Annotated in this window: 19 protein-coding genes and 1 pseudogene; 14 read left to right on the forward strand and 6 right to left on the reverse strand. The window is 72.4% G+C overall.

The features are described 5' to 3' along the window. Positions 1–36: 36 nt before the first annotated feature. Entirely contained in the window at positions 37–1,041 is a 1,005-nt protein-coding gene (locus WMF27_RS16975) for a PAS domain-containing protein (protein ID WP_437767836.1), read from the reverse strand. Positions 1,042–1,674: 633 nt separating this feature from the next. Here WMF27_RS16975 and WMF27_RS16980 point away from each other — a divergent pair. Together WMF27_RS16980 and WMF27_RS16985 are read left to right on the forward strand one after the other, a co-directional pair. Next, the gene (locus tag WMF27_RS16980; protein WP_437767835.1) at positions 1,675–2,592 is read left to right on the forward strand and encodes an SMP-30/gluconolactonase/LRE family protein; all 918 of its coding nucleotides are present in this window, start codon (positions 1,675–1,677) and stop codon (positions 2,590–2,592) included. A gap of 114 nt (positions 2,593–2,706) precedes the next feature. Next, the gene (locus tag WMF27_RS16985; RefSeq protein WP_437767834.1) at positions 2,707–3,696 is read left to right on the forward strand and encodes a helix-turn-helix transcriptional regulator; all 990 of its coding nucleotides are present in this window, start codon (positions 2,707–2,709) and stop codon (positions 3,694–3,696) included. 34 nt (positions 3,697–3,730) lie between these two features. On the opposite strand, the gene WMF27_RS16990 is transcribed toward WMF27_RS16985, so the two are convergent. Continuing rightward, the gene (locus WMF27_RS16990; RefSeq protein ID WP_437767833.1) at positions 3,731–4,861 is read right to left on the reverse strand and encodes a pirin family protein; all 1,131 of its coding nucleotides are present in this window, start codon (positions 4,859–4,861) and stop codon (positions 3,731–3,733) included. Between the two features lie 210 nt (positions 4,862–5,071). Here WMF27_RS16990 and WMF27_RS16995 point away from each other — a divergent pair, with 210 nt between their 5' ends. Then, positions 5,072–6,289, forward strand: coding sequence for an MFS transporter (locus WMF27_RS16995; protein ID WP_437767832.1), 1,218 nt, complete (start codon positions 5,072–5,074; stop codon positions 6,287–6,289). 231 nt (positions 6,290–6,520) lie between these two features. Here the strand turns inward: WMF27_RS16995 and pheT are convergent, their stop codons facing one another. Together pheT and pheS are read right to left on the reverse strand one after the other, a co-directional pair. Further along, positions 6,521–8,983 (reverse strand): phenylalanine--tRNA ligase subunit beta, encoded by a 2,463-nt coding sequence (pheT, locus tag WMF27_RS17000; protein ID WP_437767831.1) that lies wholly within the window; start codon positions 8,981–8,983, stop codon positions 6,521–6,523. Positions 8,984–9,016: 33 nt separating this feature from the next. Beyond that, on the reverse strand, positions 9,017–10,066 hold the full coding sequence (gene pheS / locus WMF27_RS17005; protein WP_437767830.1) for a phenylalanine--tRNA ligase subunit alpha: 1,050 nt from the start codon (positions 10,064–10,066) through the stop codon (positions 9,017–9,019). Between the two features lie 535 nt (positions 10,067–10,601). Here pheS and WMF27_RS17010 point away from each other — a divergent pair. From WMF27_RS17010 to WMF27_RS17040, 7 genes and pseudogenes are all read left to right on the forward strand, one after another. After that, positions 10,602–11,774 carry a vWA domain-containing protein gene (locus WMF27_RS17010; protein ID WP_437767829.1) on the forward strand — a complete coding sequence of 391 codons (1,173 nt, stop codon included), beginning with the start codon at positions 10,602–10,604 and terminating at the stop codon, positions 11,772–11,774. Positions 11,775–12,043: 269 nt separating this feature from the next. Continuing rightward, positions 12,044–13,696: a serine/threonine-protein kinase gene (locus tag WMF27_RS17015; protein ID WP_437767828.1), complete on the forward strand. Its 1,653-nt coding sequence runs from the start codon at positions 12,044–12,046 to the stop codon at positions 13,694–13,696. 28 nt (positions 13,697–13,724) lie between these two features. Then, positions 13,725–14,549: a hypothetical protein gene (locus WMF27_RS17020; protein ID WP_437767827.1), complete on the forward strand. Its 825-nt coding sequence runs from the start codon at positions 13,725–13,727 to the stop codon at positions 14,547–14,549. Between the two features lie 722 nt (positions 14,550–15,271). Beyond that, positions 15,272–15,373, forward strand: a pseudogene (locus WMF27_RS17025) (ParA family protein); the annotation flags it as partial. Positions 15,374–15,392: 19 nt separating this feature from the next. Further along, positions 15,393–15,656: a hypothetical protein gene (locus tag WMF27_RS17030; RefSeq protein WP_437770009.1), complete on the forward strand. Its 264-nt coding sequence runs from the start codon at positions 15,393–15,395 to the stop codon at positions 15,654–15,656. Continuing rightward, the gene (locus tag WMF27_RS17035; protein ID WP_437767826.1) at positions 15,653–16,411 is read left to right on the forward strand and encodes a hypothetical protein; all 759 of its coding nucleotides are present in this window, start codon (positions 15,653–15,655) and stop codon (positions 16,409–16,411) included. Before WMF27_RS17030 ends, WMF27_RS17035 begins: the two co-directional genes overlap by 4 nt. Next, entirely contained in the window at positions 16,401–17,282 is an 882-nt protein-coding gene (locus WMF27_RS17040; protein WP_437767825.1) for a hypothetical protein, read from the forward strand. Before WMF27_RS17035 ends, WMF27_RS17040 begins: the two co-directional genes overlap by 11 nt. A gap of 209 nt (positions 17,283–17,491) precedes the next feature. Here the strand turns inward: WMF27_RS17040 and WMF27_RS17045 are convergent, their stop codons facing one another. Further along, positions 17,492–18,817 (reverse strand): sigma 54-interacting transcriptional regulator, encoded by a 1,326-nt coding sequence (locus tag WMF27_RS17045; protein WP_437767824.1) that lies wholly within the window; start codon positions 18,815–18,817, stop codon positions 17,492–17,494. 108 nt (positions 18,818–18,925) lie between these two features. On the opposite strand from WMF27_RS17045, the gene WMF27_RS17050 reads away from it, so the two are divergent. After that, on the forward strand, positions 18,926–19,915 hold the full coding sequence (locus WMF27_RS17050; RefSeq protein ID WP_437767823.1) for a diguanylate cyclase: 990 nt from the start codon (positions 18,926–18,928) through the stop codon (positions 19,913–19,915). Between the two features lie 14 nt (positions 19,916–19,929). Next, the gene (locus WMF27_RS17055; protein WP_437769838.1) at positions 19,930–20,577 is read left to right on the forward strand and encodes an HD domain-containing protein; all 648 of its coding nucleotides are present in this window, start codon (positions 19,930–19,932) and stop codon (positions 20,575–20,577) included. A gap of 57 nt (positions 20,578–20,634) precedes the next feature. Here WMF27_RS17055 and WMF27_RS17060 read toward each other — a convergent pair whose 3' ends face one another. Then, positions 20,635–21,378 carry a pectate lyase gene (locus tag WMF27_RS17060; protein WP_437767822.1) on the reverse strand — a complete coding sequence of 248 codons (744 nt, stop codon included), beginning with the start codon at positions 21,376–21,378 and terminating at the stop codon, positions 20,635–20,637. A gap of 34 nt (positions 21,379–21,412) precedes the next feature. Here WMF27_RS17060 and WMF27_RS17065 point away from each other — a divergent pair, with 34 nt between their 5' ends. Further along, positions 21,413–21,766, forward strand: coding sequence for a hypothetical protein (locus WMF27_RS17065; protein WP_437767821.1), 354 nt, complete (start codon positions 21,413–21,415; stop codon positions 21,764–21,766). 594 nt (positions 21,767–22,360) lie between these two features. Next, a complete protein-coding gene (locus WMF27_RS17070; RefSeq protein ID WP_437767820.1) occupies positions 22,361–26,581 on the forward strand; it encodes a DNA topoisomerase 3 in 4,221 nt (1,406 codons plus the stop codon). Positions 26,582–26,591 lie beyond the last annotated feature (10 nt).

The raw sequence follows: 26,591 nt of genomic DNA on the forward strand, positions 1-26,591 counted from the left end.
AGATGTCTGTCGGCGCCGCTCGGCGTCGCCTGACGTCTACCGTCGCGCCATCGGCTGCGCGCCGGTCAATTCCTTCCGCCGCGCCATCGCGTAACGCACGCCGGCCCGGAGATCTCTCCGGAGGACGATCCCCTCCAGCATCTCACCGAGGCTCGCGAGCGCCGCGGCGGTGCTGGCCGACATCCCCACCAGGACGCTCTCGGCGCCGAGCAGGCCCACGGCCTGCACCGCGCGCAGGAGGTGGAGCGCGACCGCGCTGTCGATCATCGGGACGCCGGTGAGATCGACGATCACGAGCTCGGCGTCGTGGCGCTCCACGCCTTGCAGGAGCGCCGCCATGAGCTGGGTGCCCCGCATCGTGTCGAGATGGCCGATGAGCGGCACGACGATGACCCCGCGGTCGATGGGCAGGACCGGCGTCGAGAGCGCGGCTATCGTCTCGAGGAGGCGCGACTGGATGGCGAGGAGATCGGACTCGGTGCTCCGCAGCGCCTCTTCCGTCCTCTTCCGTGCGGTCATGTCGACCACGACCCCGACCATCCCGATCACACGCCCGCTCGCGTCGCGGAACGGGACGTTGTTCTCCAGCGTCCAGCCGTCGCTCCCGTCCTCGAGCTTCCACCGGAGCTCCACGTTGATCCGCGGGATCCCCTCGGACATGATGATCTCGTCGTTCTCGCGGTAGCTGCGCGCGACCTCGTCGACGAATATCTCCTCGTCGCGCTTCCCGACGATCCTGTCGATCGAGAGGCGATAGTGCTCCGAATAGGCCTTGTTGACGGCGAGGTACCGGTGGTCCCGAGCCTTGAAGAACACCATCGCCGGGATCGCGTCGAGCATCGTGGCGTACCCCGAGGCCTCCGCCGCGAAGAAGCTGGCCAGGAGCTCATGCTCCTGCGCGGCGGGCCGCGCCTCGCGCGCGGCTGAGCCTGGCCGCTGCGCCTCGGCCAGCGCCTGCTCGAGCTCCGCGACGCGCCTGCGGAGCGCCGCGACCTGCTCGTGCAGCGACGTCTCGTTATCTGGGTCTGAAAGACACTGCATTACAGGGTACCACGTGTCGGCCGGGCTACGGTGACCGCATGATTGTCGGGGGCGCAACACTTGTCAAGAGATCGATGTCCGTTGTCGACTCACGGCGTGTCGCCGGTGTGGGCCGGCAGGTCCCGTGGATGTCGACCAAGACGTTCCTCGCCCATGCGGAGCGCGAACGCGCGCCGTTGCGTGCCATTACGTGCCGTTACGCGCCGGTTACGCGCCATTTACGCGCCATTTACGCGCCGTTCAAGCTGGGCCCGTGCTCATTTGTCAGGACCGGATCTGCGGAGGGCGGGAATCTGCCTCGTACAACGCGGACGATGGTTGTGCGTTGCGCGTGGCCGATGAAGCGGCGTGGACGTGAGATTCGTTGTCTCGCGGTTCTCGATTCCCGGTCGGGTGGAACGACGGAGGCGCCTTGAACGATCGGCTCTTCCCTGGTCGAGACGCGCCCTGGCCGGGGGTGGCCCCGCCGCCTGCGCGAGGCCTTGTGTCTTGGCCGGCAGCGGCGCAAACCGCGGCGCGTGAGCGTTTCGGGCGTACCAATGAGCGCCGCGGGCGCGCGCCGCGCGGCGAGCGGGCGCAGGGTAGGCGCACCAGCCGGCGCGTCGCCGGCCCGTTCACACGAGAGAGCGCACCATGAAAACGCAACCGAAACGCCTCGCCGCGGTCCTCGCCTGCCTCGCCGCCGTCCTCCCGGCGTGCGCCGAGAGCGAGGCCCCGGCCGCGCGGGAGCTCCGCCGCGTCGGCGGCTTCAGCACACCCGAGTCGGTGCTCCACGACGAGGAGCGCGACGTTTACCTCGTCTCGAACATCGTCGGCTCACCCGTCGAGAAGGACGACCGCGCGTTCATCTCGCGCGTCTCGCCGGACGGCGAGATCCTCGACCTGACATGGATCGACGGCGCGTCGGAGGGCGTGACGCTGAACGCCCCGAAGGGCATGGCCATCGCGGGCGGCAGGCTCTATGTGGCCGATATCGACACGATCCGCGTCTTCGACGCGAGCGACGGCACGCCCATCGACGACATCGAGGTGGCCGGCGCCGGCCTGCTCAACGACGTCGCCGCCATGCCCGACGGGTCGATCGTGGTCTCGGACTCCGGCGTGGCCATCGAGGGCGGCGCGTTCACGTCGATCGGCACCGACGCGCTCGTCGCGGTCGATCCGGGCGGGGAGGTCTCCCGGCTGATCGCGGATCCCGCGCTGCCGCACCCGAACGGCGTGGCGTGCGCGGAAGGCGAGATCTGGGTGGCTTACCTCGGCGCAGCGCGGGTCGACGCGCTCGACGCTTCGGCGCAGCTCCGGCGCGAGATCGCCCTGCCCGCTGGCACGCTGGACGGCCTCGTGCGCCTCGACGACGGCCGGCTCCTCGTGTCGAGCTGGGACGCGGGCGCCGTCTTCGAGATCGAGCCCGCCGGGGACGCGGCGCCGCGCATCTCCACGCTCGCAGCGGAACTCCCGAGCCCCGCCGATCTCGGCTGGGACCGCGCGAGGAATCGCCTGCTCGTCCCGCTCTTCAACGACGGCGAGCTCGTCCTGCTCGACGTGAAGTGAGCCGGCGAAACAGCGCTTTGGGTCCACGGGCGGCGCGGTTACGCTGCGCCGCCCAAGCCGGCCCTGCGCTGTGTCTGCGCGGCGAGAGACGCACCCTTTCCATCGGGAGCGACGATGAAGACCCAGCTCACCCGACTGCTCGAGCCCACCGATCAAGCCCAGGCCTGGGGCGCGCTCAGGGAGGCCATCTCCCGCCTGGAGCGCACGTCCTCGGCGAGCGGCGCCGGCCTGGCCCGGTGGATCGGCGTCTTCACCCGCACGCGCGAGCGGATAACGATACAGCGGCTCTCCCGGCCGCTCGTCGTGCTCATCCTCGACGGCGCGAAGCGGATCTTCCTCGACGGCCCGGACGGCAACACGCGCCTCGTCGCCCGGGAGGGGCAGATCCTGCTCGTGCCGCAGGGCATCCCCCTCGAGCTCGTGAATGAGCCCGATCCCGAGCGCGGCGCCTACCGCTCGTTCACGATCGAGCTCCTGAGCGAGGTCGACGAGCGGCTCCAGCGCCGGTATCCCACGCTCTGCGTCCAGCGGGGGCTCGGCGGCTTCGAGGCGGATCGGCCGCACCTCCTGCGCTCCGCGATGCCGTCGATCCAGGCGCTGATCCACCTCGTGAACACGCTCCTCTTGCCCGGCGCGCACGCGCTGCTCATCGAGCACCGGCTGGAGGATCTCATCCTGACCCTGCTCCTGCAGCACCGGGAGCAGCTCGACGAGGCGCGCGCCGCCTCCTCGACGCTGGCGCTCGATCCGACGCTCGCGGTGCGGGCGCTGGTGCGGCGCGATCCGGCGCGCGCGTGGGCGGCCCCGGAGGTCGCGCGCGCGCTCGGGGTGAGCGACGCGACGCTGCGCCGCCGGCTCGGCGCGAAGGGGGTCTCGTTCAGGGCCCTCCTGTGGAAGGAGCGCCTCGACCTCGCCAAGGCGCTCCTGCGCTCCGGGCGCCACGGCGTGCTGGAGGTCGCGACGGCCTGCGGCTACGACTCGGCGTCGCGCTTCGCCGAGCAGTTCCGGCGCTCCGAGGGCGTCAGCCCCTCGGAGTACCGCGCGCGGCACCGCGCGAGCGCGAACGACTGCTGGAGCGAGGAGCCCGAGCTCGACGCGAGGTGAGGGATCGGCGCGCCGGGAGGCGGAGGCGAGGGGCTCAGCCCGCCTTGTCGATGCGGCCGTCGGGGTAGCGCGCGAAGCGGCCTTCCTCGCGCCCGTGGACGGGGCCGTCGCTCGGCCACGGCCATCCGCCGAAGCCGGTCCGCCGGTAGTCGAGGAAGGCCTGCTGGACCTCCGCCATCGAGGTCATCACGAAGGGGCCTTGCTGCGCGACGGGCTCGCCGATGGGCTTGCCCTGGAGGAGCAGGATCTCGCCCTCGTCGGGGCCGTTCTCGAGCAGCGCGGCGGCGCCGTCGCGGAGCGTGATCCTGTGGGCCGCGGGGACGCGTCGGGCGCCGACGCGCAGCTCGGCGCCGCGGAAGAAGTAGAGCGCGCGGTTCGCGCCGGGGGAGGCGGCCGGCAGCGTGAACCGCGCGCCCGGGGCCATCTTGAGCGTCCAGATCGCGACGTCGGACGCCGCGCGCGCCGCCCACGATCTCGGCGGCGGGGCCGGCGGGCGGAGCTCGCCGAGGCGGCCGGCGACGATCGTGATCTCGGTCGTCCTGCCCGCGGCGTCGCGCGCGATCTGCCTGGGGATCGTGTCGCCCCACATCATCACGAAGCGCGGATCGGCGAGCTTGTCGGCGCGCGGCAGGTTGAGCCAGATCTGGAAGAGCTCGAGCGGGTTGGGCCCGTCCTTCTCGACGAGCGGGAACATCTCCGCGTGGACGATGCCGCCCCCCGCCGTGAGCCACTGGACGTCGCCGCGGCCGTAGCGCGCGGCCGCGCCGAGCGAGTCCGCGTGATCGACGAGCCCGCGCCGCACGACGGTCACCGTCTCGAAGCCGCGGTGCGGGTGCTGCGGGAAGCCGGGGACCACGTCGCCGTGGTACATGCGCCAGCCGTCCTTGCCCGCGAAGTCGCGCCCGATGGCGCGGCCCGCGAGCGAGGCGGCCGGCCCCATCCGCTCGTCGCCGGCCGGGTACGCGTCGTCGTGGTGGACGCAGAACAGGAAGGGATCGAGCGTCTCCCAGGGGAACCCGAGCGGCGCGACGTCGCGGACGACGTCCGCCGCGGCGAGCGCTGCCTCGTCGGCGCGACCGGGCGGGGGCGCGGAGGGGTCGCACGCGGCGACGACGGGCGTTGCGGCGAGGGCGCCGAGGGCGGTGCGGCGATCCATGGGGCTCATCGCCTCATCGTAAGGTGGACCTCATGGAGCGACAACGGTCGCGAGCGCGCAACGTGGCGTTGCGCCGGGAGCCATGCGCGCGACGTGCGAGCCGCCGCGCGGGCCGGGTAGAGCAGGGGAGCTGTGAGGGGGCGCGTCTGGGCCTGAGCGCAGCGCATTTTCGTGCGGAGGCGGGGCCGGCGCGCCTGGAGTCGACTAGAGTTGACCCTCGTGTCCAAACGGCGCTCCGAATCGAGCATCATCTTCCTTGTCGCTGCGGTCCAGTTCATCAACATCCTCGACTTCGTGATGGTGATGCCGCTCGGGCCCGACTTCGCGGTCGCGCTCGGCATCCCGATGTCCAGCGTCGGCTTGATCGGCGGCAGCTACACGGCGGCGGCCGCGGTCTCCGGCCTCGCCGGCGCGTTCTTCCTCGATCGCTTCGACCGGCGCAGCGCGCTCGCCGTGGCGATGCTCGGCCTCGTCGCCGGCACGGCGGCCGGGGGCTTCGCCACGGGGCTCCCGAGCCTCATGGCGGCGCGCGTGCTCGCCGGGGCGTTCGGTGGGCCCGCGACGTCCGTCTCGTTCTCGATCGTCGCCGACGTCATCCCGCCCGAGCGGCGCGGCAAGGCGATGGGCGTCGTGATGGGCTCGTTCTCGGTCGCCTCGGTGCTCGGCGTCCCCGCCGGGCTGGAGCTCGCGCGCCGCGGCGGCTTTCCGCTGCCGTTCTTCGCGGTCGCGGCGCTCGGGCTGCTCGTCGCCGGGCTCGCGATCTTCCTCCTGCCGTCGATGCGAGATCACCTGACGGGCGCGTCGCCGTCGGGCGGCGCGCTCGGCGAGCTCGGCGCGCTCCTCGGCCGGCCCATCGTGCTGCTCTCGTACGCGACGTCGGCGATCCTGACGATGGCGTCGTTCCTGGTGATCCCCAACATCTCGGCTTACGTGCAGTACAACCTCGGGTATCCGCGCGAGCGGCTCGGGCTGCTCTACTTCGTGGGAGGCCTGGTGAGCTTCGCCGCGATGCGGGCCGTGGGACCCCTGGTGGACCGCTTCGGCGCGTTTCAGACGGGCTCGGTGGGGGCGGTTGTGCTCGTGAGCGTCCTCTACGCTGGGTTCGTCTCGTATACGCCGGGGCTGCCGGTGCTCGCCATCTTCATCGTCTTCATGCTGGGCATGACGTTCCGCAACGTCTCGCACAGCACGCTGACGTCGAAGGTGCCGCGCCCCGCCGAGCGGGCGCGCTTCACCTCGATGCAGTCGGCCGTGCAGCACATGTCGTCCGCGATCGCGGCGTTCGCGGCGGCCAGGATGCTCCACGAGCTGCCGGACCACCGTCTCGATGGCATGCCGGTCGTCGCGGGGCTGTCGATCGCGTTCACTGTGGCGCTGCCGCTGCTGTTTCTGGGGATCGAGCGGCGGGTCGCGGTCGCGGCAACAGGGCGCGCGTAGCCGTCGCCCCGCGGGCCACGGCGCCATGCGGCGCCCGAGCCCGGGTGGTGCGGTCATTTGCCCCGAGAGGGTCCACATGAAGGCGGGAAGGCGGGAAGATCATTCAGGCTTTCTTCCCGCCTTCCCGCCTTCATGTTCAAATGACCGCACTACCCACGCAGGAGACGAGTGGCACTCGTCTCGCGGTGGACGTGCCTCCAGCAAACCCCTTCTCAGGCCCGCCGCCGGCCCTCAGCGCTGCTGCGCCCCGAACCGCGCCTTCGCCGCGTCCACCGCGGCCTTCGTCCACTTGTCGACTTCCTCGTCCGTCAAGGTCCGCTCGGCCGACCGGAACCACAGCGCGAACCCCAGCGAGTGCGTCCCCGCGGGGAGCTCCTCGCCGCGGTACCGGTCGAACATCTCGACCTTCTCGCAGCGCTCCCCCGCGGTGGTCCGCAGCACCTCGAGCACATCCCCCGCCGGCACGTCGAGCGGCAAGAGCAGCGCCACGTCGTGCCGCATCGCCGGGAACCGGCTCGGCTTCGCGGCCACCGGCGCCTTGTACGCCGCCGCCACCGCCGCGAGGTCCAGCTCCGCCACGACGGCCCCGCTCGTGATCTCCAGCGCCTCGCGCACGTCCGGGTGCAGCTCCGCCACGTACCCGACCTCGCGGCCGTCGAGCAGGACGCGGGCGCCCTTCTTCGGGTGCGCCCACGGCGGCGCCTCGCCCGCGAGGTCGAACGCCGGCGTCACGCTGCCCGCGAGCTCCGCAATCACCGCCTCGACCGCGCCCTTGCCGTCGTAGAAATCGACGTCCTCGGGCCGCGTCAGGTAGCTGTCGCGCGGCCCCGCGAGGAAGATCGTGAGCCGCGTCGGCTCGTTCACCGGCGGCCGCTCGACCCGCGCCAGCTGGCCCGCGCCGCCCGCCTCGCCCTGCCACGGCAGGAACACCTGGCTCACCTCGAACAGCCGCACCCGCGGCACGTTGTACCGCTGCGAGCGCTGCACCACCGTGAGCAGCCCAGGGACCAGCGACGGCCGCATCACCGACTTCTCCTCGGAGAGCGGGTTGAGCAGCCGAAGGAGCGACCCGTCGTCGTAGCGCGCCGCCTTCAGCTCCTGGGGCGACAGGAACGAGTACGTCACCGCCTCGTGCAGCCCGATCCCCGTGCAGATCTGCCGCACCCTGCGCCGCAGCCGGTAATCGCCGCGGGCGCCCGCCGGCGCAGCCCCCACGCGCGGGAGCCGGCTCGGGATCTGGTCGTAGCCGGCGATGCGCGCGACCTCCTCGATGAGGTCGATCTCCTCCGCGATGTCGGGCCGGTGCTCCGGCACCTCGACGAGGAGCCGATCGGCCTTCTGCTCCAGCACCGAGAGCCCCAGCGTCTCCAGGATCTCGCGCGCCTGCGCCGGCGCCTCGGCCCCGATGATCCGCTGGTACCGCGGGAGCCGCAGCGTCAGGCGGCGCGGCGCGCGCGGCGCCACGTACACGTCGATCGGCTCGCCCACCGCCTCGCCGCCCGCGAGCTCGCAGATGAGCGCGCTCCCGCGGTCGCGCGACAGGGGGACCCCCGAGAGGTCCACTTCCCGCTCGAAGCGGTGCGACGCCTCGGTGTGGAAGCCATACCTGCGCGCCGACCTGCGGATCCCGCGCGGCTCGAAGTACGCCGACTCGAGGAACACCCGCCGCGTCGTCGCGGTGACGCCGCTGTCCGCGCCGCCGATGACGCCCGCCAGGGCCACCACGCGGTCCGCGTCGGCGATGACCAGGTCGTCCTCGTCCAGGGACAGCTTCTGCCCGTCGAGCGCGACGAACGCCTCGCCGGGCTTGGCCCTCCGGATCTCGATCGGGAGCCGCAGCGTGTCGAGATCGAAGGCGTGGAGCGGCTGCCCCCGCTCGAGCATCACCAGGTTGGTCGCGTCGACGATGTTGGTGATCGGCCGGACGCCGAGGCGGCCGAGCCGCACCCGCGCCCAGAGCGGCGAGGGGCCCACGCCGACGCCCTCGATCACCTGCCCGTCGTACCGGGGGCAGCGGTCCCCGTCGCGCACCTCCACGGCGGCGCGTGTCTGCACGGCCGCGGGCGCTCCGGCGCCGCTCGCGCCGTTCGCTCGCGCCGCGGCGACGGCGGGCGGGCGGAACGGTAGGCCGAGCACCGCGGCCACGTCCCGCGCCACGCCCAGGTGCCCCAGCGCGTCGGGCCGGTTCGGGGTGACGCTCAGCTCGATGATCCAGTCCTCGAGGCGAGGCTCCCAGTCGAGCAGCGATTGCCCCGGACGCCCGCCCTCCACGGTCAGGAGCCCCTCGTGGCTCGACCCGAGCCCGAGCTCGTCCTCGGCGCAGAGCATGCCGGGCGACGCGAAGCCGGCGACCGCCTTCTCGGTCAGCGTCACGAGCGCGCCGGTGCGGTCGAGCACCTGCGCCCCCACGGGCGCATAACAGACGAGCGCCGGAGCCGCCGGGATGACCGGCGCGCCGCACGCGACCTCGACCTCCCGCCCGCCCGCGTCCACGCGGACCACCGTCAGGCCCTTCTTGCCCGCCGGGTGCGGCCGCGTCGCGACGACGCTCGCGAGGACCACGGAGCGCAGCGCGGCGCCGACGTGCGTCACGCGGTCGACCTCGAGCCCGCCGCGGCCGAGCGCCGAGGTCACCGCGTCGACGCCGGGATCGGCGCCGAGGATCTCTTGAAGCCACTTGTAGGATATCAACATGGGGAATCGGGGCTGCGGGCGAGGGGCAGTGGCCTAGAGGCTTCCGAGGAAGCGGACGTCGTTCTCGTAGAAGGCGCGGATATCGTCGACGGCGAACTTCATGTTGGCCGTGCGATCCACGCCGATGCCGAACGCCAGCCCCGTGTATTCCTCCGGGTCGATCCCGACGTTCCGGAGCACCGTCGGGTGGACCATGCCGCACCCGAGCACCTCCAGCCAGCCCGTCCCCTTGCACTGCGGGCAGGCGCGGTTCTCGCCGAAACAGACGAGGCAGGACACGTCGAGCTCCGCGCTGGGCTCGGTGAAGGGGAAGTAGCTCGGCCGGAAGCGCGTCCTCGTGGCCTCGCCGAACATCCGGCGGCTGTAGACCTCGAGCAGGCCCTTCAGATCGGCGAGCGACACGTCGCGGTCGACGACGAGCCCCTCGATCTGCACGAACATGGGGCTGTGGCTCGCGTCGTCGTCGCGGCGATATACGACGCCGGGCGCGACGATCATCACCGGGGGAGGGTGGGAGAGCATCTCGCGCACCTGGACCGGGCTCGTGTGCGTCCGGAGGAGCACGTTCTGGCCAGGATCGCCGGCCATGTAGAACGTGTCGTGCATGTCCATGGCCGGGTGATCCGCCGGGAACCCGAGGAGATCGAAGTTGTAGCGCGCGAGCTCGATCTGCGGCCCTTCGGCCACGTCGAACCCGAGCCCGACGAAGATATCGACGATCTCGTCGAGGGTCCGCATGATCGGGTGCGGCCGCCCGGGCGCGCGCCAGCGGCCGGGCAGGGTGATATCGAGGGGCGGCGCGGAGAGCTCGCGATCGCGCGCAGCGCGCTTGATCCTCGCCGTCGCCTCCTCGCGGGCGCGCTCCACGCGGCCCTTGACGGCGTTGAGGCGCTGGCCGAGCGCCTTGCGCTCCTCGGGCGCCGCGCCGGGCAGCTGCTTCATCAGCGCATTGAGCGACCCACGGCGCCCGAGCAGGCTGGCATACAGGCGGTTCAGCTCATCGAGATCGCCGGCTGCGGTGAACTGGACGTCCACCGTGCGATCGACCTCGTCGATGAGGCGGCCGAGTTCGGGACCACTCATTGCCGCCCCCTTACCGCGAAGGCCATGGCAACGCAAGACGTTGGCCTCCCGCGCCGCCCCCCAGGTGCTCGCGCCAGCCAGCGCGCGACCCGCACGCGTGATCCGGAGGCTCGACGACCACGACCGCGGCGGGCGTGCCCCGATCCAGGAGCTGCCACCATCGCGAAGCCCCGCGCCGCGCGGCGGTCGCGCAACCACGGTTGTGAGCTTCGATGAGCGCGGGTGAGCGCGAGCGCTGCGAGCATTCCAATCGATGCGCAAGACATGCCAAGCATGCTCGTCGGGCCCCCTCCGCCCTGACGACAACCCGGCCGGTCGCGCGGCTGCCGCTCCAACACACCACGCGATCGGCGCACCTCGAATCCCGTCATCCATCGTTCTTGCGACGCTGAGCACGAGCGCGCCCGTGCAGCGAGCGCCCCCGCGCCCTGGCACCCCGTGTGCTTGGAGACCGGAGGCCTGGGACCACGCGCAATCCAGGTGACTCGATGCCGGCGGCGCAGCGCCGGCGCGCGGTGGTGCAAGGAGTCGATGCATGAAATTGCTTGGAGTTGCCATGGCGGTGCTGACCGTGGCTGCGGTCGGGCTCGGGTGCGGCAGCAGCCCGAGCGCCGGGGGAGAAGGTGAAGGGGCGAGCTCCGGCGGCAGCTCCGGCGCCGGCTCGGGCGAGGGGGGCTCGCTGGACATCGGCGGCGGGATCGGGCCCGGCTCGAGCGGCGCCAGCCCCACGGGCGGAGGCGGAGCGTGCGCCACCCAGACGGCGGCGGCATCCCTCCAGCCCGTGTACCTGGCGTTCGCGTTCGACGTGTCGGGCAGCATGGGCAAGGGCGACAAGGACTGGCACGACAAGGCCCTCAAGTGGGATCCCGTGGTCGCCGCGACCAAGCAGTTCTTCTCGGATCCCGGGTCCGAAGGGCTGACGGCCTCGCTCGCGTTCTTTCCCGCCGACGACGACAGGTGTTCGGCCGAGATCTACGCGACGCCGGACGTGCCGCTGACGCCGCTCCCCTCGGCGGCCTTCACCGAGGCGATCGACGCGATCGAGCCGGCGAGCTCGGACGACTGGCGCGGCGGCACGCCGACCGCGTGGGTGATGCGGGGCACGAGCGGGTTCATCGAGGCGCAGCGGCGGCAGAACCCCGGGAAATACGCGATCGTGCTCGTGACGGACGGCTACCCGCAGGGCTGCGACGAGGCCTCCGACACGATCGATGCCGTCGTGGCCGACGCCCAGGCGGCGCTGGCGGAGGGCGTCCCGACCTACGTCATCGGGGTCGAGAACCCGCCGATCGAGGGCGCGCCGGACACCCTCGACGACCTGCACGAGATCGCCGCGGCCGGCGGCACCGAGGGCGCCGTGCTCATCGACACCGGCGATCCCTCGCAGACCACGGCCGCTTTCAGGGCGGCGGTCGACCGGATCCGCGGCGCCTCGGTCTCGTGCACGATGGCGATCCCGCTCCCGCCGGACGGGAGCACCTTCGACAAGGAGAAGGTCCGCGTGCTCTACACGAGCGGATCGAGCGCGACCACGGAGCTCGTGTACGACCCGAGCTGCGCGACCGAGGGCGCCTGGCGCTACGACGAGCCCGCGAGTCCGACGCAGATCGTGCTGTGTGTCGACGCGTGCACCACGGTCCAGGCGGACATGGTGGCGAAGCTGAGCGTCGATTTCACCTGCGAGAGCGTGATCGAGGTTCCCCTGTAGCCACAGGCCGCCGCGCCTCTGCCGCGCCGCGCCTACGGGGCGCTCGATCCGACGGCGCGCGCCGCCAGCCCGACCCATGTCAACGGTGAGTTGACACTGTGGACACACGCAGTTGCTTCTCCACCGGTCCACCTCGGCAAGGGCGGTCAGTCACCCACCCGCCGGGTCGAGCGCCCTCGCGCTGCCCGGCGCCATTGGCCGACCGACGCGAGCGCGGCGCGCAGGTACCGTCCGGCAACGCTGCCGAGATGTTGTAGAACAGGGCCAGCATGGCACCTGCTCAGGAGCGCGAGCGGCGGACCCTCGATCGGTACACGCTCCATGGCGTGATCGCCGCCGGGGGGATGGCCTCCGTCCATTTCGGGCGGCTCGTGGGCGCCCATGGCTTTGCGCGCACGGTCGCGATCAAGCGCCTGCACCCGCAGTTCGCCAGGGATCCCGAGTTCTCGTCGATGCTCCTCGACGAGGCGCGGCTCGCGGTGCGCATCCGCCACCCGAACGTCGTCACAACGCTCGACAGCGTGCAGGCCGACGACGAGCTCTTCGTGGTCATGGAGTACATCGCGGGGGAATCGCTCTCGAGCCTGCTGCGCGAGGCCGGCCGGCGAGGGGCCCGGGTGCCGCAGCCGATCGGCTCGGCCATCATCGCCGGCGCCCTCGCGGGCCTGCACGCGGCGCACGAGGCGACCGACGAGGAGGGCGCCGCGCTCCAGATCGTCCACCGCGACGTGTCGCCGCAGAACCTCCTCGTCGGCGAGGACGGCATCGCGCGCGTTCTCGATTTCGGGATCGCGCGGGCGGCGGTGAGGAGCCAGGTGAGCCGCGTCGGGCAGCTCAAGGGCAAGCTCAGCTACATGGCGCCGGAGCAGCTGCGCGGAGCCCCGCTGAACCGCCGCGCCGACATCTACGCCGCGGCCGTGGTCCTCTGGGAGGTGCTCACCGGACGGCGGCTGTTCACGGGGGAGTGCGACGCGGAGATCTTCGGGCGGATCCTCGAGGGCGTCGTCCAGCCGCCGAGCGTGTACGGCGACGTGCCGAAGGCGCTCGACGAGGTGGTGCTCCGCGGTCTCGACAGGGATCCCTCCCGGCGTTACGCGACCGCGCTGGAGATGGCGGCCGCGCTGGAGGAGGCGCTGCCGCCGGCGGGCCCGCGCGCTGTCGGGGCGTGGGTCGAGGCGACGGCGGGGGCGCTCCTCGAGGCGCGGGCGAAGAGCCTCGCCGCGATCGAGACGTCGCAGCGGAGCGCGGCCCCGGCGCCGCCGCCGCCGAGGCCCGCCGCCGTGGACGACGCGCCGCCGCGGGACGTCGAGGCGCGCCTCGCGCAGCCGTCTGGCAGCCGCGGGCGCGCGCTGCGGACCTCGGTGACGGTCCCGACGATGACGAGGACGGTCGAGGACATGGCGCGGCCCGTGGCGTCGGCGCTGGCGACGCCCGTCGCCGCGGCGGCGCCGCCGCGGCTGGCGAGCGCGCAGCTCGTCCGCACCTCCACGCTCGCGCTCGGGGCCAGCGCGCTGGTGCTCGTCGTGGCCCTCGGCAGGAGCTGCAGCGTGCGTCCGGAGCCCGATGCGTCGCAGGACGAGCGCGCCGGCGCCGGCGAGTCCTCGCGGTCGGTCGCCTCGCCACAGGCCGTGGCGGCGCCCGCCGCGAGCGTGGGGGCGCCGGAGCCGCCAGCGGCCTTGTCGGCCTCGCCTGAGGCATCGGCGGCCTCGCCGGAGCCGGCCTCGCCGGAGTCGGCCGCGCCGATGGCGTCCGCGAGCGCCGCCGCGGCGCCGGAGCCGGCCGCGCGCGCTGCCGCGCCGGATCGCGCCGCGGGCGTGCGCGCCGCTTCCCCCGCGCGCAGCGCGCGGCCGCGGTCGCGCTGCGTGCCTCCCTACTATCTGGACGCCAACGGCATCCGGCGGATCAAGCGAGAGTGCCTGTGAACGACGGAAGCGTGTAGCCTGCGCTGCGATGAACGGGCGCCTCCTCGCCGCCTTCGCCGCGGCCGTCACGCTCCTTTCGGGCTCACGCGCCCGCGCGCAGGGCGTGGGAGAGACGTGCGCGGCCTCGTACGAGCAGGCGCAGCAGCTCCTCCGCGACAAGGCGCTGCTGCGCGCCCGCGCCGAGCTCCGCGTCTGCGTGAGCTCGTGCCCGGCGACGCTCGCCCGCGATTGCCAGAGCTGGAGCGAGCAGGTCGAGCGCGACATGCCCAGCGTCGCGCTGTCGGCCACGTCCGCGGACGGCCACGCTCCGGGCCGGGTCCGGGTGCTCCTCGACGGCGCGCCGCTGGTCGACGCGCTCCCGAAGGACCCGATCGAGCTCGATCCCGGGCGCCATACGCTGACGTTCGAGGACGCGGCGGGGACGCGGGTCGTCACGGTGGTCACGGTGCCGCCGGGCGACAAGGCGCTGCCGATCGCGGTGCGCTTCCCTGCGCCGGCGCCGTCGCGCCCCGCGGCCGGCACCGACGCGCCGCCCGTGCGGCAGCGCTGGCCGCTCGTGCTCGTCGGCGCCGGCGCGGCGGGGCTGGGCGTGGGCGCGTTCCTCGGCGTCAAGGGGCACCTCGACCGGAGCGAGCTCCGCAGGCGGTGCGCGCCCGGCTGCCCGGCGGAGGACGTCGAGGCGATCGATCTCACGTGGAAGGCAGGCGCGATCTCCGCGGGCGTGGGGTTCCTCGCGGCCGGCCTGGGCGCGGTGCTCTATTTCCAGCTCGATCCCGTCGCGCCCGCCGCGCCGGTCGCGAGCTTCTCGTTCTCGCCGGGCGGCCCCGGGCTCTCGCTCCGCAGCGTGTTCTGAGCGCACGCACGAGGCCTGTCACCTGCTGCTTGCGGCCTCCTCCTGCGCGGCGCCGGCGACCCTCGTGCGCGGCCTCGGCCTTCTCCTGCGCAGCGCCGGCGACCCTCCTGCGCAGCCTCGGCCTCCTCCTGCGCGGCGCCGGCGACCCTCCTGCGCAGCGCCGGCGACCCTCCTGCGCAACCACGGCCTCCTCCTGCGCAGCGCCGGCGACCCTCCTGCGCAGCGCCGGCGACCCTCCTGCGCAGCGCCAGCGGTCCTCCTGAGCCGCCTCGGCGCCCTCCCGTGCAGCGCCAGCGGCCCTCCTGAGCCGCCTCGGCGCCCTCCTGCGGGTAGTGCAGTCATTTGAACATGAAGGCGGGAAGGCGGGAAGAAAACCTGAATGATCTTCCCGCCTTCCCGCCTTCATGTGGACCCTCTCGGGGCAAATGACCGCACCACCCTCCTGCGCGCCCATCTGTGCATCAAGCGACGGCTCTCACGCGGGAAGCACGACGGCATCGGGCTCGCTTCGAGCATGACCGGTCGCGACCTGAGCAGCCGAAGGCCGCTCGCCGCGCCGCCGTCAGCCCCTGCTGCGGATGCCGTGGTGTTGCTCAACGTGGGCCCGCACGGGTGAGCTCTGCGTGAGAGGCGTGCGGTCTCGGCCGCCCTGCTCTCGGACATACTCCTGATTTCCGCCGGAACTTCCGAGCGGTACGGCTGTGGCGTATGCTCCCACCGGCATGCCGGATCGGCCGAAACAGAGCGTCCTCGCGGTGCAGAACATCAAGGGAGGGGTCGGCAAGACGACGATCGCCGTCAACCTGGCCGCGCTTCTCGCCGAGAGGCACCATCGCCGGGGTCGTGCTGAGCATGTTCCCGCCGGCGAGCGACGCCGATCAGCGCGCCAAGGCAGAGCGGTACGTGAAGGCGATCAGCGATCTGTGCGCGGCGCAGAAGCCTGCGGTTCGCTGCCTCTCGAAGGTGATCTCCAGGAATGAAGCTTACCGTGACTCGTTCGAGCGGAACGAGCCGCTGCCGTTCTCCGGCGATCCAGACCACGCGGGGCTCGTCGACGAGCTTGAGGCGGTCGCGCTCGATGTGGGCCTTCTCGGAGGTGCGCCGTGACGAGCCCTGAGCGTGCAGGCACTGATGGGATACGGGCAGCGCGAGCGCTGCTGAGCCTGGTCGAGGAGCACTCCGCGGACGACTTCCAGGCCGCCGAGGCGATCCTCGGCGGGCAGAAGGAGCTGGCGCAGGTCCTCCAGCTGCTCCGCGACTTCAAGCGGCAGCAGAGCCCCACGGACGAGGACCACGGGCCGGTCTCGATCGAGCGGTTGCTCGAAATTGTCAAAGACGAGCTGCTCAAGTTGGCCCACGACAGTGCCGATGTCGAAAAGAAGCTCCGTGGACTCCTCGGCAAATCTGCGAACGTGCGGCCGGATTCCCCGATCAACGACGTCATCGAGCAAGCGCTCCGCAACATAGATAACCTACGCCTCGCGCCTTCCGCGCGAGCGTTCACAATCGCGGAGCTGCTAAGGAACACGTCAGAGGCTGCGGGGGCAGAGCAGGAAAAAAGGATTGAATCGATTCTCCGCAACCTCGCGATCGCAGCAATTGAAGAGAACGTGATCGTGCTGCCGACGTTGCACTCCATCGCGCAGCTCCGGACCACGTGGGCGCCGGTTCCACTGCCCTACAAGGCCCAGGAATCGCGCCGGCACCTCGCAGAGAGGCTCTTCAAGGACGCGGAGCGCCTCGCGCCCGCGAAGAGCGGGGGCATCACGACGCACTTGCTGGCCGAGGGGCTGCGCAGCCCTGCCGACCGAGCGATCGCGGAGACACGTCGTATCAACACAAAGAAGGCCCATGGCGAGTAAGCGACAGCGCCGCGAGTCACCGCGCGAGAGGCTGCTCGCGGAGGTCGGCCGGCAGGCCAAGCGCCGGCGCGGAGGCTCCGGATCGGAGCTCGCCGCCTCCCAGCAGACCCTCGCCTACCTGAACTGGCTCGCGTGGCACTGCAGCGGCTTTGCGACGGTCCCGGCGTTCCTGAACGCTGCACGAGCCGACATCCTCGCCATCTTGCATGCAGGCGCGCTCGGGGTGGAGCGCACCGCCCATGTCCACGCCCGGAGCCTCCTGGAGAACCTCGTCCGGCACTGCTACTTCGACTCGCGACCCTCCCTGTTCGTGGCGCGTTGCCTCCTCCCCGAGGAGGACGTGAGAGACGTCTGGGCCGACCTGCTCAAGGAGATCCAGCGCCTTCCACACTTCCAGCCCGCGCTCGGCGACGCCGCCGGAACGTCCTCTCTGTTCTCCGAGATCGTGCACGCCTACCAGCAGTCGAGCCGTTTCGTGCACGGCTCCACCGCGCGTTACCGGAGCCTCTACCGGGACATCCGTTCGATCGACCTCGACGCGGAGCGTGCCCGGGACCTCGACGCCGCCCTCCGGCGCCTCGCCGAGGCCTGCCTGCTCCTCCTGGCGCTGTATCACCTTGGGCCTTACCTGCTCGTGTCGCAGCCCATCCGGCGTTACATGTTGCGTGACGCCATGGGCGACGACGGGCGCGACCGATTTCTGCGCTGCATGGCGTCCGTCTCCGTGACCTGGGCGCAGCACCAGCGCTCTGCGGCGCTCCGCGCCTGGCGGGAGCGGAAGCGCAAGCCTTTCCCGACGAGCGACGGCTTGCTGCTCGACAGGAAAGGGCTCGCCCTGGTGGTGAGCCCAAGAACATCAACCAAGTCGTAGACTCCGCTCTAGGACACCAATCACGTTGTTCGAGCGAGAAATGAGCCGCCAAGGCGCCAAGTACGCCAAGAACAAACCACAATCTTGGCGTACTTGGCGTCCTTGGCGGTTCAAATTCCTGCTCTTTTCTGGGGTTTCAACGCGTTTGTCGCTCTCGGTTCCCGATGCCGCGAGCGCCGCGCCGCGCACCCTGAGCGCCGCGCGCCCTGTCAGCCCTTGCTGCGGATGCCGTAGCGCTCCATCAGCCGGTGGACGAGCTGCCGGGAGACCCCCATCGACGCGGCGGCCCGCGCCACGTTGCCGCCGCTCTCCCGGAGCTTCATCGCGATGTACGTGCGCTCGAACTGCTCGACGACCATGTCGCGCGCCTCGCGGAGCGGCAGCGCGGCGAACTGGCCGACGCCCAGATCGGCGGGCCGCGGCACAACCTTGACGATCGCCTCCTCGGCGAGGTGCGGGAACAGCATGAGCCGCGCGACGGTGTTGCGGAGCTCGCGCACGTTGCCCGGCCAGTGGTGCCCGCGGAGCAGCTCCAGCGCGTTCGGCGGCAGGTCGGCGAGCGAGCGCGGCGGCACCTGCGCCGCGAGGAAGCGCTCGACGAGCAGCGGGATGTCCTCCTTGCGCTCGCGCAGCGGCGGCACGACGGTCTCGACGACGGCGAGCCGGTAGTAAAGATCCTCGCGGAACGCCCCCGACGCGACGCGGCCCTGGAGATCGCGGTGCGTGGCGGCGATGACGCGGGCGTCGAAGGACGTGTACGCGGCGGCGCCGATGCGCCGCGCCTGGCGGGCCTCGAGCGCGCGCAGGAGCTTCGGCTGGAGATCGAGCGGGAGCTCGCCGATCTCGTCGAGGAAGAGCGTGCCGCCGCTCGCCTCCTCGAGCAGGCCGGCGCGCGCGCCCTGGGCGCCCGTGAACGCGCCCTTCGTGTAGCCGAAGAGCTCGGCCTCGATGAGGCTCGGGGCGACGGCGCTGCAGTCGAACACGACGAAGGGGCCGCCGCTGCGCGGGCTCGCCGCGTGGATGGCGCGGGCGAGGACCTCCTTGCCGGTGCCGGACTCGCCGAGCAGGAGGATCGTCTCCGAGGTGGCCGCGGCGCGCTCGAGGCGCGCGAAGAGCGCGCGCATGGGGACGCTGCTGCCGAGGGCCTCGCCGAAGCTGGCCGAGGTGGAGAGCGGGACGACGACCGGGGCGCCGCCGACGCGCACGGTGAGGGGCACGCCGCCCAGGGAGGCGATGGCGCCCGGGGTGAGGAAGCCCTCGACGATCAGGACGTCGTTGATGAACGTGCCGTTCTTGCTGCCGAGGTCGGTGAGGACGACCCCGCGCGGCGAGAACCGGAGCTGGCAGTGGCGGCGCGAGACGCGCGAGTCGGGGATGATGACGTCGCACTCGCCGCTCGTTCCGAGCACGAGCGGCGCGACGCCGAGGGCGGCCTCGATCGGCGGGCTCTTCTGCGGGGTGACGAGGATGCGCAGGTCCGGGAGCTCGACCGCGTCGCTTCGGAGGGTCGTGATCGTCCGGGTGGGGTCGTGCATGGATCGCGCGGGAGGGGGACGGGGCAGCATCTCCGAATTTCCGGCGGATTTCCAGCGCGCGGTGCGTCCCGGGCGCTGGGCGCACCGCCGCCAGGTTATCCTCGTGAGGTGCTCGAGTTCTCGCAGTCCGAGGCCAAGGTCCTGTCCCAGTGCGTCTCCCGCTTCACGGATGCGTTCCGCCGCGACGTGGCGGACGTGATCCGGCAGGAGTTCCGCGGCTACGAGCCGCCGGAGGTGACGGAGCTCATCGGACAGCTGAGCCTCCTCGGGCGGCAGCTCGAGCTGCGCCCGCCGCACGCGCAGATCCACGACACGCAGGGCCCGCTGCTCAAGCGCATCCTGATCGACCTCCGGCGCGACAGCGCCACGGCGATCGAGGAGCCGCTGCAGAAGGCCGTGAACGCCGAGACGATCCGGCACCTCCGGCGCGAGGTCCACGGGCTGGAGCAGCTGATGGCCGCGCCCTGGTTCGCGGCCACGCGCGCGCTCAAGGTCCCGCAGCTCACCGACTACATGTCGATCCGGCACGCCGAGGCCGTGATGCCGGAGGCGCCGCCGCTCCGCCCGCGCGAGTACGACGAGAAGTTCCACATCCTCGAGGCGCCCGGGCTCTTCCTGCCCGATCTGGCGCACTACCGGGCGCGCTGCGCGCTGCGCGGCGCCTCGATCGCCGTGGCGTTCGTCGACATCGACGACTTCAAGGCGTTCAACGTCCAGCACACCGAGACCGCTGTCGATCTCCACGTGCTCCCGCCGCTCATGGAGAGCATCGAGGCGCACGTCTTCGCGCACGGGCACGCGTACCGGTTCGGCGGCGACGAGTACATGATCACGCTGCCCAACGCGACGCGCGCGTGGGCGGTGGACTTCCTGCGCGCGCTCCAGGAGCGGCTCGCCCGCCGACGCTACCGCCGCGTCGAGCGGTCGCCGACGATCTCGGCCGGGCTGTGCGTCGCCGACGTCGACTGCTTCCTGACGGATCGCGAGATCCAGGGGCGCGCCAACCTCGCGAAGAACCACGCGAAGGCCACGGAGAAGGGCAGCGTCGCCACGTACGACGGGGAGCTGTTCCGCCCCGAGGATCTGGTGCTCGCGTGAGGCCGGACGGCGGGATCGCGGCGGGCGACGCGCGCGCCGACGGCGACGCGCCGCCGGAGGCCCCGGACGGCCTGGCCCTGCCCGAGCCGCTGTGGGGCGCGCTGCGCGCGGCCTACGGCGAGCCCGGGCGCGCGTACCACGATCTGGCGCACGTGCGCGAGGTGCTCCGCTGGGTGGGCGAGGTCGCCCGCGACGTCGGCTGGCGGAGGCCGCGGGAGGTGTTCCTGGCCGCGCTCTTCCACGACGCCGTGTACGTGCCCGGCCGCCACGACAACGAGGCGCGCAGCGCGGCGCTCGCGCGCGAGGCGGTGGCGCGCTGGCTGCCCGGCGAGGGGCTCGACGAGGGCCTCATCGAGCGGCTCATCCTGCTCACGGCGCGGCACGGGGCCCTCGGGCCGGCGGACGTCGGCGAGGAGGAGGCCCTCTTCCTCGATTGCGACATGGCCATCCTGGGCAGCGACGCGGCGGCGTTCGACGCGTACGACCGGGCGATCGCCGCGGAGTACAGCGCCGTGCCGCCCGAGCTCTACGCTATAGGCCGGCGGCGCTTCTTCGAGAAGCTGCTCGCGGCGGAGCAGATCTTCCTCTCGCCGTACTTCCACGCCCGCCTCGAGGCGAGCGCGCGCGACAACCTGCGCCGGAAGCTCGACGCGGGCGCGTAGCGGCGCTGCGCGGGGTGCAGGGGGCAGCGACGCCGGCGCGCGCGGCCCCTCGCGCGCTCACCAGCTCTTCACGTCGCTCTTGCTCACGCGGCACGTGGCGGTGTCCCACTGGCTCGCGCCCCCGTGGAGCTTCTCGGACTCGCCCATGTGATCGGTGACGGCCCTGTACTCCTGGCAGATCTTCGGCTTGTCGCCGCCCGCGTCGTAGCCCCCCTTGACGTAGAGGTTCGTGATCGTGACCGTGTCCCCGTAGTTCTGGTTCGCGCCGGCGACCGTCGTCTTCACGCGGTCCACCCTGACGTTGTCGATGATCAGGTGCCGCGGCCCGCCGTTCGCGGTGCAGTCGCCGCACGAGCGCCAGAGCTTCCCGAAGTCGGCGATGTACGAGTTCGTGACGATGGTGGTGGAGCCGCCCTTGGCGTTGTGCTGGAAGATCTTGTCGGCCGAGTGCAGGGCGATGGAGCTGTTGATGCGCATCGTCGCCCCGTCGGCGCTGTTGGTCGCCGCGTCCTCGCAGACGTCCTCCCAGTAGACGTGATCGAGCGTGCAGTCGCCCTTGCAGACGATGCCGTTGCCGCCGGGGAGGCCGCCGGCGATGATGAGGTTCTTCACGGTGACGCCGTCCTCGACCTCGAACACGGTCTTCTGGCCCTCGCCGTCGTCGCAGTCCGCCGTGTTGTTCACGCCGATCTTCTGGTTGTTGAAGTCGTAGACGTCCTGCCCGCCGTGGGCGGCGTTCTTGAGCACCGTCGTCTGGGTCCTGATCTCGCCGTTGCCGTTCGTGGGCGTCGGGATCACCATCGGGAGCTCGTCGCCGAGCGGCTCCTCTCCGCCCGTGCCGCTGCTCGTGGTGCTCGCGGCCGTGGTGCTGGCGCTGCTCGTGGTGCTCGCGGCCGTGGTGCTGGCGCTGCTCGTGGTGCTCGCGGCCGTGGTGCTGGCGCTGCTCGTGGTCGCGCCGCTCGTCGTGCTCGCGGCGTTGCCGCCGCCGGCGCCGCCCGTGGTGCTGGTGCTCCCGCCGGTCGCCGCGGCGCTGCTGCTCGAGCTGCTGCCTCCCTGGCCGTCGTCCGGCGTCGCCGCGTCGTCCGAACAGCCGATCTGCATGGCTCCGACGGCGCCGATCACGAACAGCAAAGTGAAAGCTGACTTCATTCCAGATCTCATCTCATTACCTCTCGTTCCGGCATCATGATGGACGACCCGCGGCCCGGAAGCGCTCGTACGGCGCTGTCGACTCCTCGACGCAACCCGTGGAGAGGGCAACCACGAACTCGCGCTTCGCGCCGTTCAGGTGGCTCCTGCGCCGAGCTCGTCGAGGTGAATGCAAGCGGCGATCCAGGATGCGCGCCGGGACGTCGAGCATCGCGCGGAGGCGTGCTGGGGCCGGCGTGTCAACGCGGGGTCGACACCGGTTGACGAGCGGGTTGACGCGCAGCTGCTCCGCGCCGCGGAGCTCCGGGGGGAGAGCGTGCTTTGAGGGGCGGCGATCCCGGCAGCTCCGCCTCGACGATCCTCTTCCGCTCCCGCATCTCGATGCCCCTCTCCCGGAGCCGTCGCGCGCCCTCGCGCGGCGGCGAGCGTCCAGGCACGACGTGAACCCGCTCGGCGCCGGCGTGTCGAGGCGCCGGTCGGGCGCGGGCTTCTCTGCCCGCTCGCTTCCCCATACCGCCCGCCCGCGGCTCGCGCTATCAACGCACCTGCGTGAGGCGCGGGCGACGCCCGCCGCCGTCGGTGTTCGCGCCTCTCGCTCGTTTCGCGCCTTTCGCATGTTTTGCATGGTCGCCGCATGATCGCCGTGGTCGCAGAGAAGCCCGCCGTCGCCCGTGACATCGCCGCGGTGCTCGGGGCCTCGAAGCGCGCCGAGGGCTCCCTCGAGGGCGGCGGCTACGTCGTCACGTGGGCGATCGGGCACCTCGTCGCCATCGCCGAGCCGCACCAGATCGACCCCGCCTGGAAGCGCTGGCGCCTCGACCTCCTCCCGATGCTGCCCGGGCAGTTTCCGCTCGTCGTCCTCCCCGGGACGCGGGCCCAGTTCGAGATCGTCCGGAAGGTCCTGGGCCGGCGCGACGTCGAGCGCGTCGTCTGCGCCACCGATGCCGGCCGCGAGGGCGAGCTCATCTTCCGGTACATCTACGAGGCGGCCGCGTGCAAGAAGCCGGTCGAGCGGCTCTGGATCTCGTCCCTCACGCCCGACGCCATCCGCGACGGGCTCCGGCGGCTGCGGGACGCGCGCGGCTACGACGGCCTCGCCGACGCGGCGCGCGGGCGCAGCCGGGCGGACTGGCTCGTCGGCATGAACCTCTCGCGCGCCTACAGCCTGGTCTTCGACCAGGATCTCTCGGTCGGCCGCGTGCAGACGCCGACGCTGTCCATGGTCGTCGAGCGCGAGCTCGCGATCCGGCGGTTCGTCCCCGAGCCGTACCTCGAGGTCGTCGCGACCTTCTGCCCGCTCCGGGAGGACGGCTCGGGCGCGGCCGACGAATCCTACAAGGGCACGTATTTCAACGACAAACCGCTCCCTGGCGAGCCGCCGGCCGCCGGCGGGCCGCCGAACGCCGGCGAGCGGCCCGAGACCGCGCCGTCGCGGAGGCGCCTGCCGCCGGACGGCGAGGAGGCGCGGCGCATCGTCGAGCGGGCCCGGCGCGGCGAGGCGCGCATCGAGGCGGTCCGGTCGGAGTCTCGCCGCCTCCCGCCGCCGCTGCTCTACGACCTGACCGAGCTCCAGCGGCACGCCAACCGCCTTTACGGCTTCTCTGCGCAGAAGACCCTGGAGGTGGCCCAGGCGCTGTACGAGCGCAGGAAGCTCATCAGCTATCCGCGCACCGACAGCCGGCACCTCTCGACGGAGGTCGCGGCCACGCTCGGCGCCGCGGTGCAGGCGATCGAGGGCTCGTATCGGGGGATGCTCGCCCCGGGGACGGGGGCTCGGCCGCTCGGCAAGCGCTTCGTCGACGACGGCAAGGTCGGGGATCACCACGCCATCATCCCCACGGGGGCTCGGTCCTCGCGCGCGGAGCTCTCGACCGACGAGCAGAAGATCTTCGACCTCATCTGCCGGCGCCTCCTCTCGGCGTGGCACGAGGATCACGTCACCTCGATCACCACCGTCATCACCGCGATCACCACGCGCGGCGGCGCGGGCGCGCGGGGCGGCGAGCCGATCGTGGACCGCTACCACAGCGCGGGCAGCGTCGTGGAGAAGGTCGGGTGGAAGGTGCTCGACATCGGCTTCGGCAAGGCGCCTGCGAGGCCGCGCAGGAAGGGCGAATCGGACGGCGACGGGCCCGATGCGCGCGATGCGCGCGACGGGGAGGGCGGGGAGGGCGAGCGCGAGACCGCGGATCAGCGGCTCCCGCCGGGCCTCGCGAGGGGGCAGGTGCAGCTCGTGCTCGACGCGGAGGCGCAGGCCAAGAAGACGCGTCCGCCGCCGCGCTTCACCGAGGCCACGCTGCTCACCGCCATGGAGACCGCGGGCCGCAGCCTCGAAGAGAAGGAGCTCTCCGAGGCGATGAAGGACTCGGGCCTCGGCACGCCGGCCACGCGGGCCGCGATCATCGAGACGCTCCTCCGGCGCGAGTACATCGTGCGCAAGGGCAAGCTGCTGCACGCGACCGACAAGGGCGTCGGGCTGATCGAGGTCGTCCACGCGGACGTGAAGAGCCCCGCGATGACGGGCGCCTGGGAGGCGAAGCTCGCCCGCATGGCCCGGGGCGGGGGCGATCTGCCGTCGTTCATGGCGGGCATCGAGTCGTACGTGCGCCAGGTGGTGGCGGAGGTGAGCGCGGGGCGGCGCGCGGCCGGGGACGGCGCGCCTTCCCCGGAGGCCGGGGCGTCGCCGTTTCAGGAGCGCGGCGAGGCGCGGTCGCGCGCGAAGGGGGGCCGCGCCGCGGCCGCTGCGCCGGGGACCGGTCGAGGCCGCGAGGCGACGCCTCGCCGCGCTCCGGGCAGCAGCGCAGGCGCCGGGCCGGTTGCATCGGCTGGGACGCTGCAGGCGGTCGCGGCGGCGGCTGCGGCATCGCCGCCGGCTCGGGCGCAGGCGAGGTCGCGTACGGCGGCGGCGGCGGCGGCGCCGGCGCGACCCGCGGCGGCAGCGCCGTCGCCCGCGCGTGCGGCGGCCATCGGGCCCTCCGCGGCGCGTGGCGCGGGCACGGCGTCCTCGCCGGCAGTGGCCCCGTCTCCAGCGCGCCGGCCAGAGGATCTCGTCGAGCTGCTCCACCAAGGCTTCGGCTTCAGCGCCTTCCGTCGCTACCAGGAGGCCGTCTGCCGGACGGCGGCCGCGGGGAGCGACGTGCTGCTCGTCATGCCCACCGGCGCCGGCAAATCGCTCTGTTACCAGCTCCCCGGCATCGCCCGAGGCGGCACGACGCTCGTCGTGAGCCCGCTCATCGCGCTCATGGAGGATCAGGCCTCGAAGCTCCGGGCGCGCGGCTTCGCCGCCGAGCGGATCCACTCCGGCCGGAGCCGGGCCGAGTCGCGGAAGGCCTGCATCGATTATCTCGAAGGCGCGCTCGACTTCCTCTTCATCGCCCCCGAGCGGCTCCGCGTGCCCGGGTTCCCCGAGATGCTCGCCCGCCGGAAGCCCGTGCTCGTCGCCGTCGACGAGGCCCATTGCATCTCGAAATGGGGCCACGACTTCCGCCCTGATTACCGGATGCTCGGGCAGCGGCTCCCGGCGCTCCGGCCCGCGCCGGTCATCGCGCTGACCGCCACCGCCACGCCGGTCGTGCAGGACGATATCGTCGAGCAGCTCGGCCTCGCGTCCGCGGCGCGGTTCATTCACGGCTTCAGGCGGAGCAACCTGGGTATCGAGATCCTCGAGGTCAGCCCGGGAGAGCGCCTCGCCCGGGTGCGCGCGCTGCTCGGGAAGGAGGGCCGGACGCCGGCCATCGTCTACGCCGGGACGCGGAAGGACGCCGAGGCGCTCGCCGCGGGCCTCTCGGAGGACCTCCCGGCCGAGGCGTACCACGCGGGCCTCGCCGCCCCGGTGCGCGACCGGATCCAGGCGGCCTTTCTGGACGGCAGCACCGAGATCATCGTCGCCACGATCGCCTTCGGCATGGGCATCGACAAGCCCGATGTCCGCACGGTCGTCCACGCCGGGCTGCCCGGGAGCGTCGAGGGGTATTACCAGGAGATCGGCCGCGCCGGCCGCGACGGGCTCCCGTCGCGGGCCGTGCTGATGCACTCGTATGTCGACCGGCGAATGCACGAGTTCTTCCACGAGCGCGACTACCCTGATCCGGCGATGCTCCAGCGGATCGAAGAGGTCCTGTCGGAAGAGCCCCGCCCGAAGGAGGCGATCCTGGGCGATCTCGGCATCGATCCCGATGTGGCGGACAAGGCCCTCGAGAAGCTCTGGATCCACGGCGGCGCGCGCGTGGATCCGGACGGGGGTGTCGCCCTGGGCGAGCCGGGGTGGCGCGGGCCCTACGAGGCGCAGCGGCGCCACAAGCTCGCCGAGCTCGTGCAGATGGCGCGGTTCACCGAGGGCCACGGCTGCCGCATGCTCCACCTGGTCCGCCATTTCGGCGACCAGGAGGACACGGGCGAGCCCTGCGGCCTCTGCGACGTCTGCGCGCCGGCCGCCTGCGCCGCGCGGGAGTTCCGGGCGCCGAGCCGCGACGAGGCGCAGGCGATCGCGAAGATCCTGGCGGCGCTTCGCGAGAGCGAGCAGCCGACGGGCCGGCTCTACCGCGAGGCGTTCGCCGACGGATCGCTGGAGCGGCGCGACTTCGAGCACCTCCTCGGCGGGCTCGTGCGGGCGGGCCTCGTCTGCGTCCGCGAGGACTCGTTCGAGAAGGCGGGCGAGCTCATCACGTACCAGCGCGCCTCGCTCACGTCACGCGGCCTCCTCGGCGGGCCGCGCGGCGCGAGCGACGTCGTGGGCGATGTGCCGCTCGCGAAGCTCCCGCCGAAGGTGAAGAAGCGGCAGAGCGCGACGTCCTCGGATGCGCGGAGGGCGTTCTTCGCCCGCAAGGCGCAGCGGAAGAAGGGCCGATCGCGCTGAGCGGCGCGAG

Origin of the sequence: Sorangium sp. So ce281 (genome assembly GCF_051527395.1) — a bacterium.
Lineage (GTDB): Bacteria > Myxococcota_A > Polyangia > Polyangiales > Polyangiaceae > Sorangium > Sorangium cellulosum_B.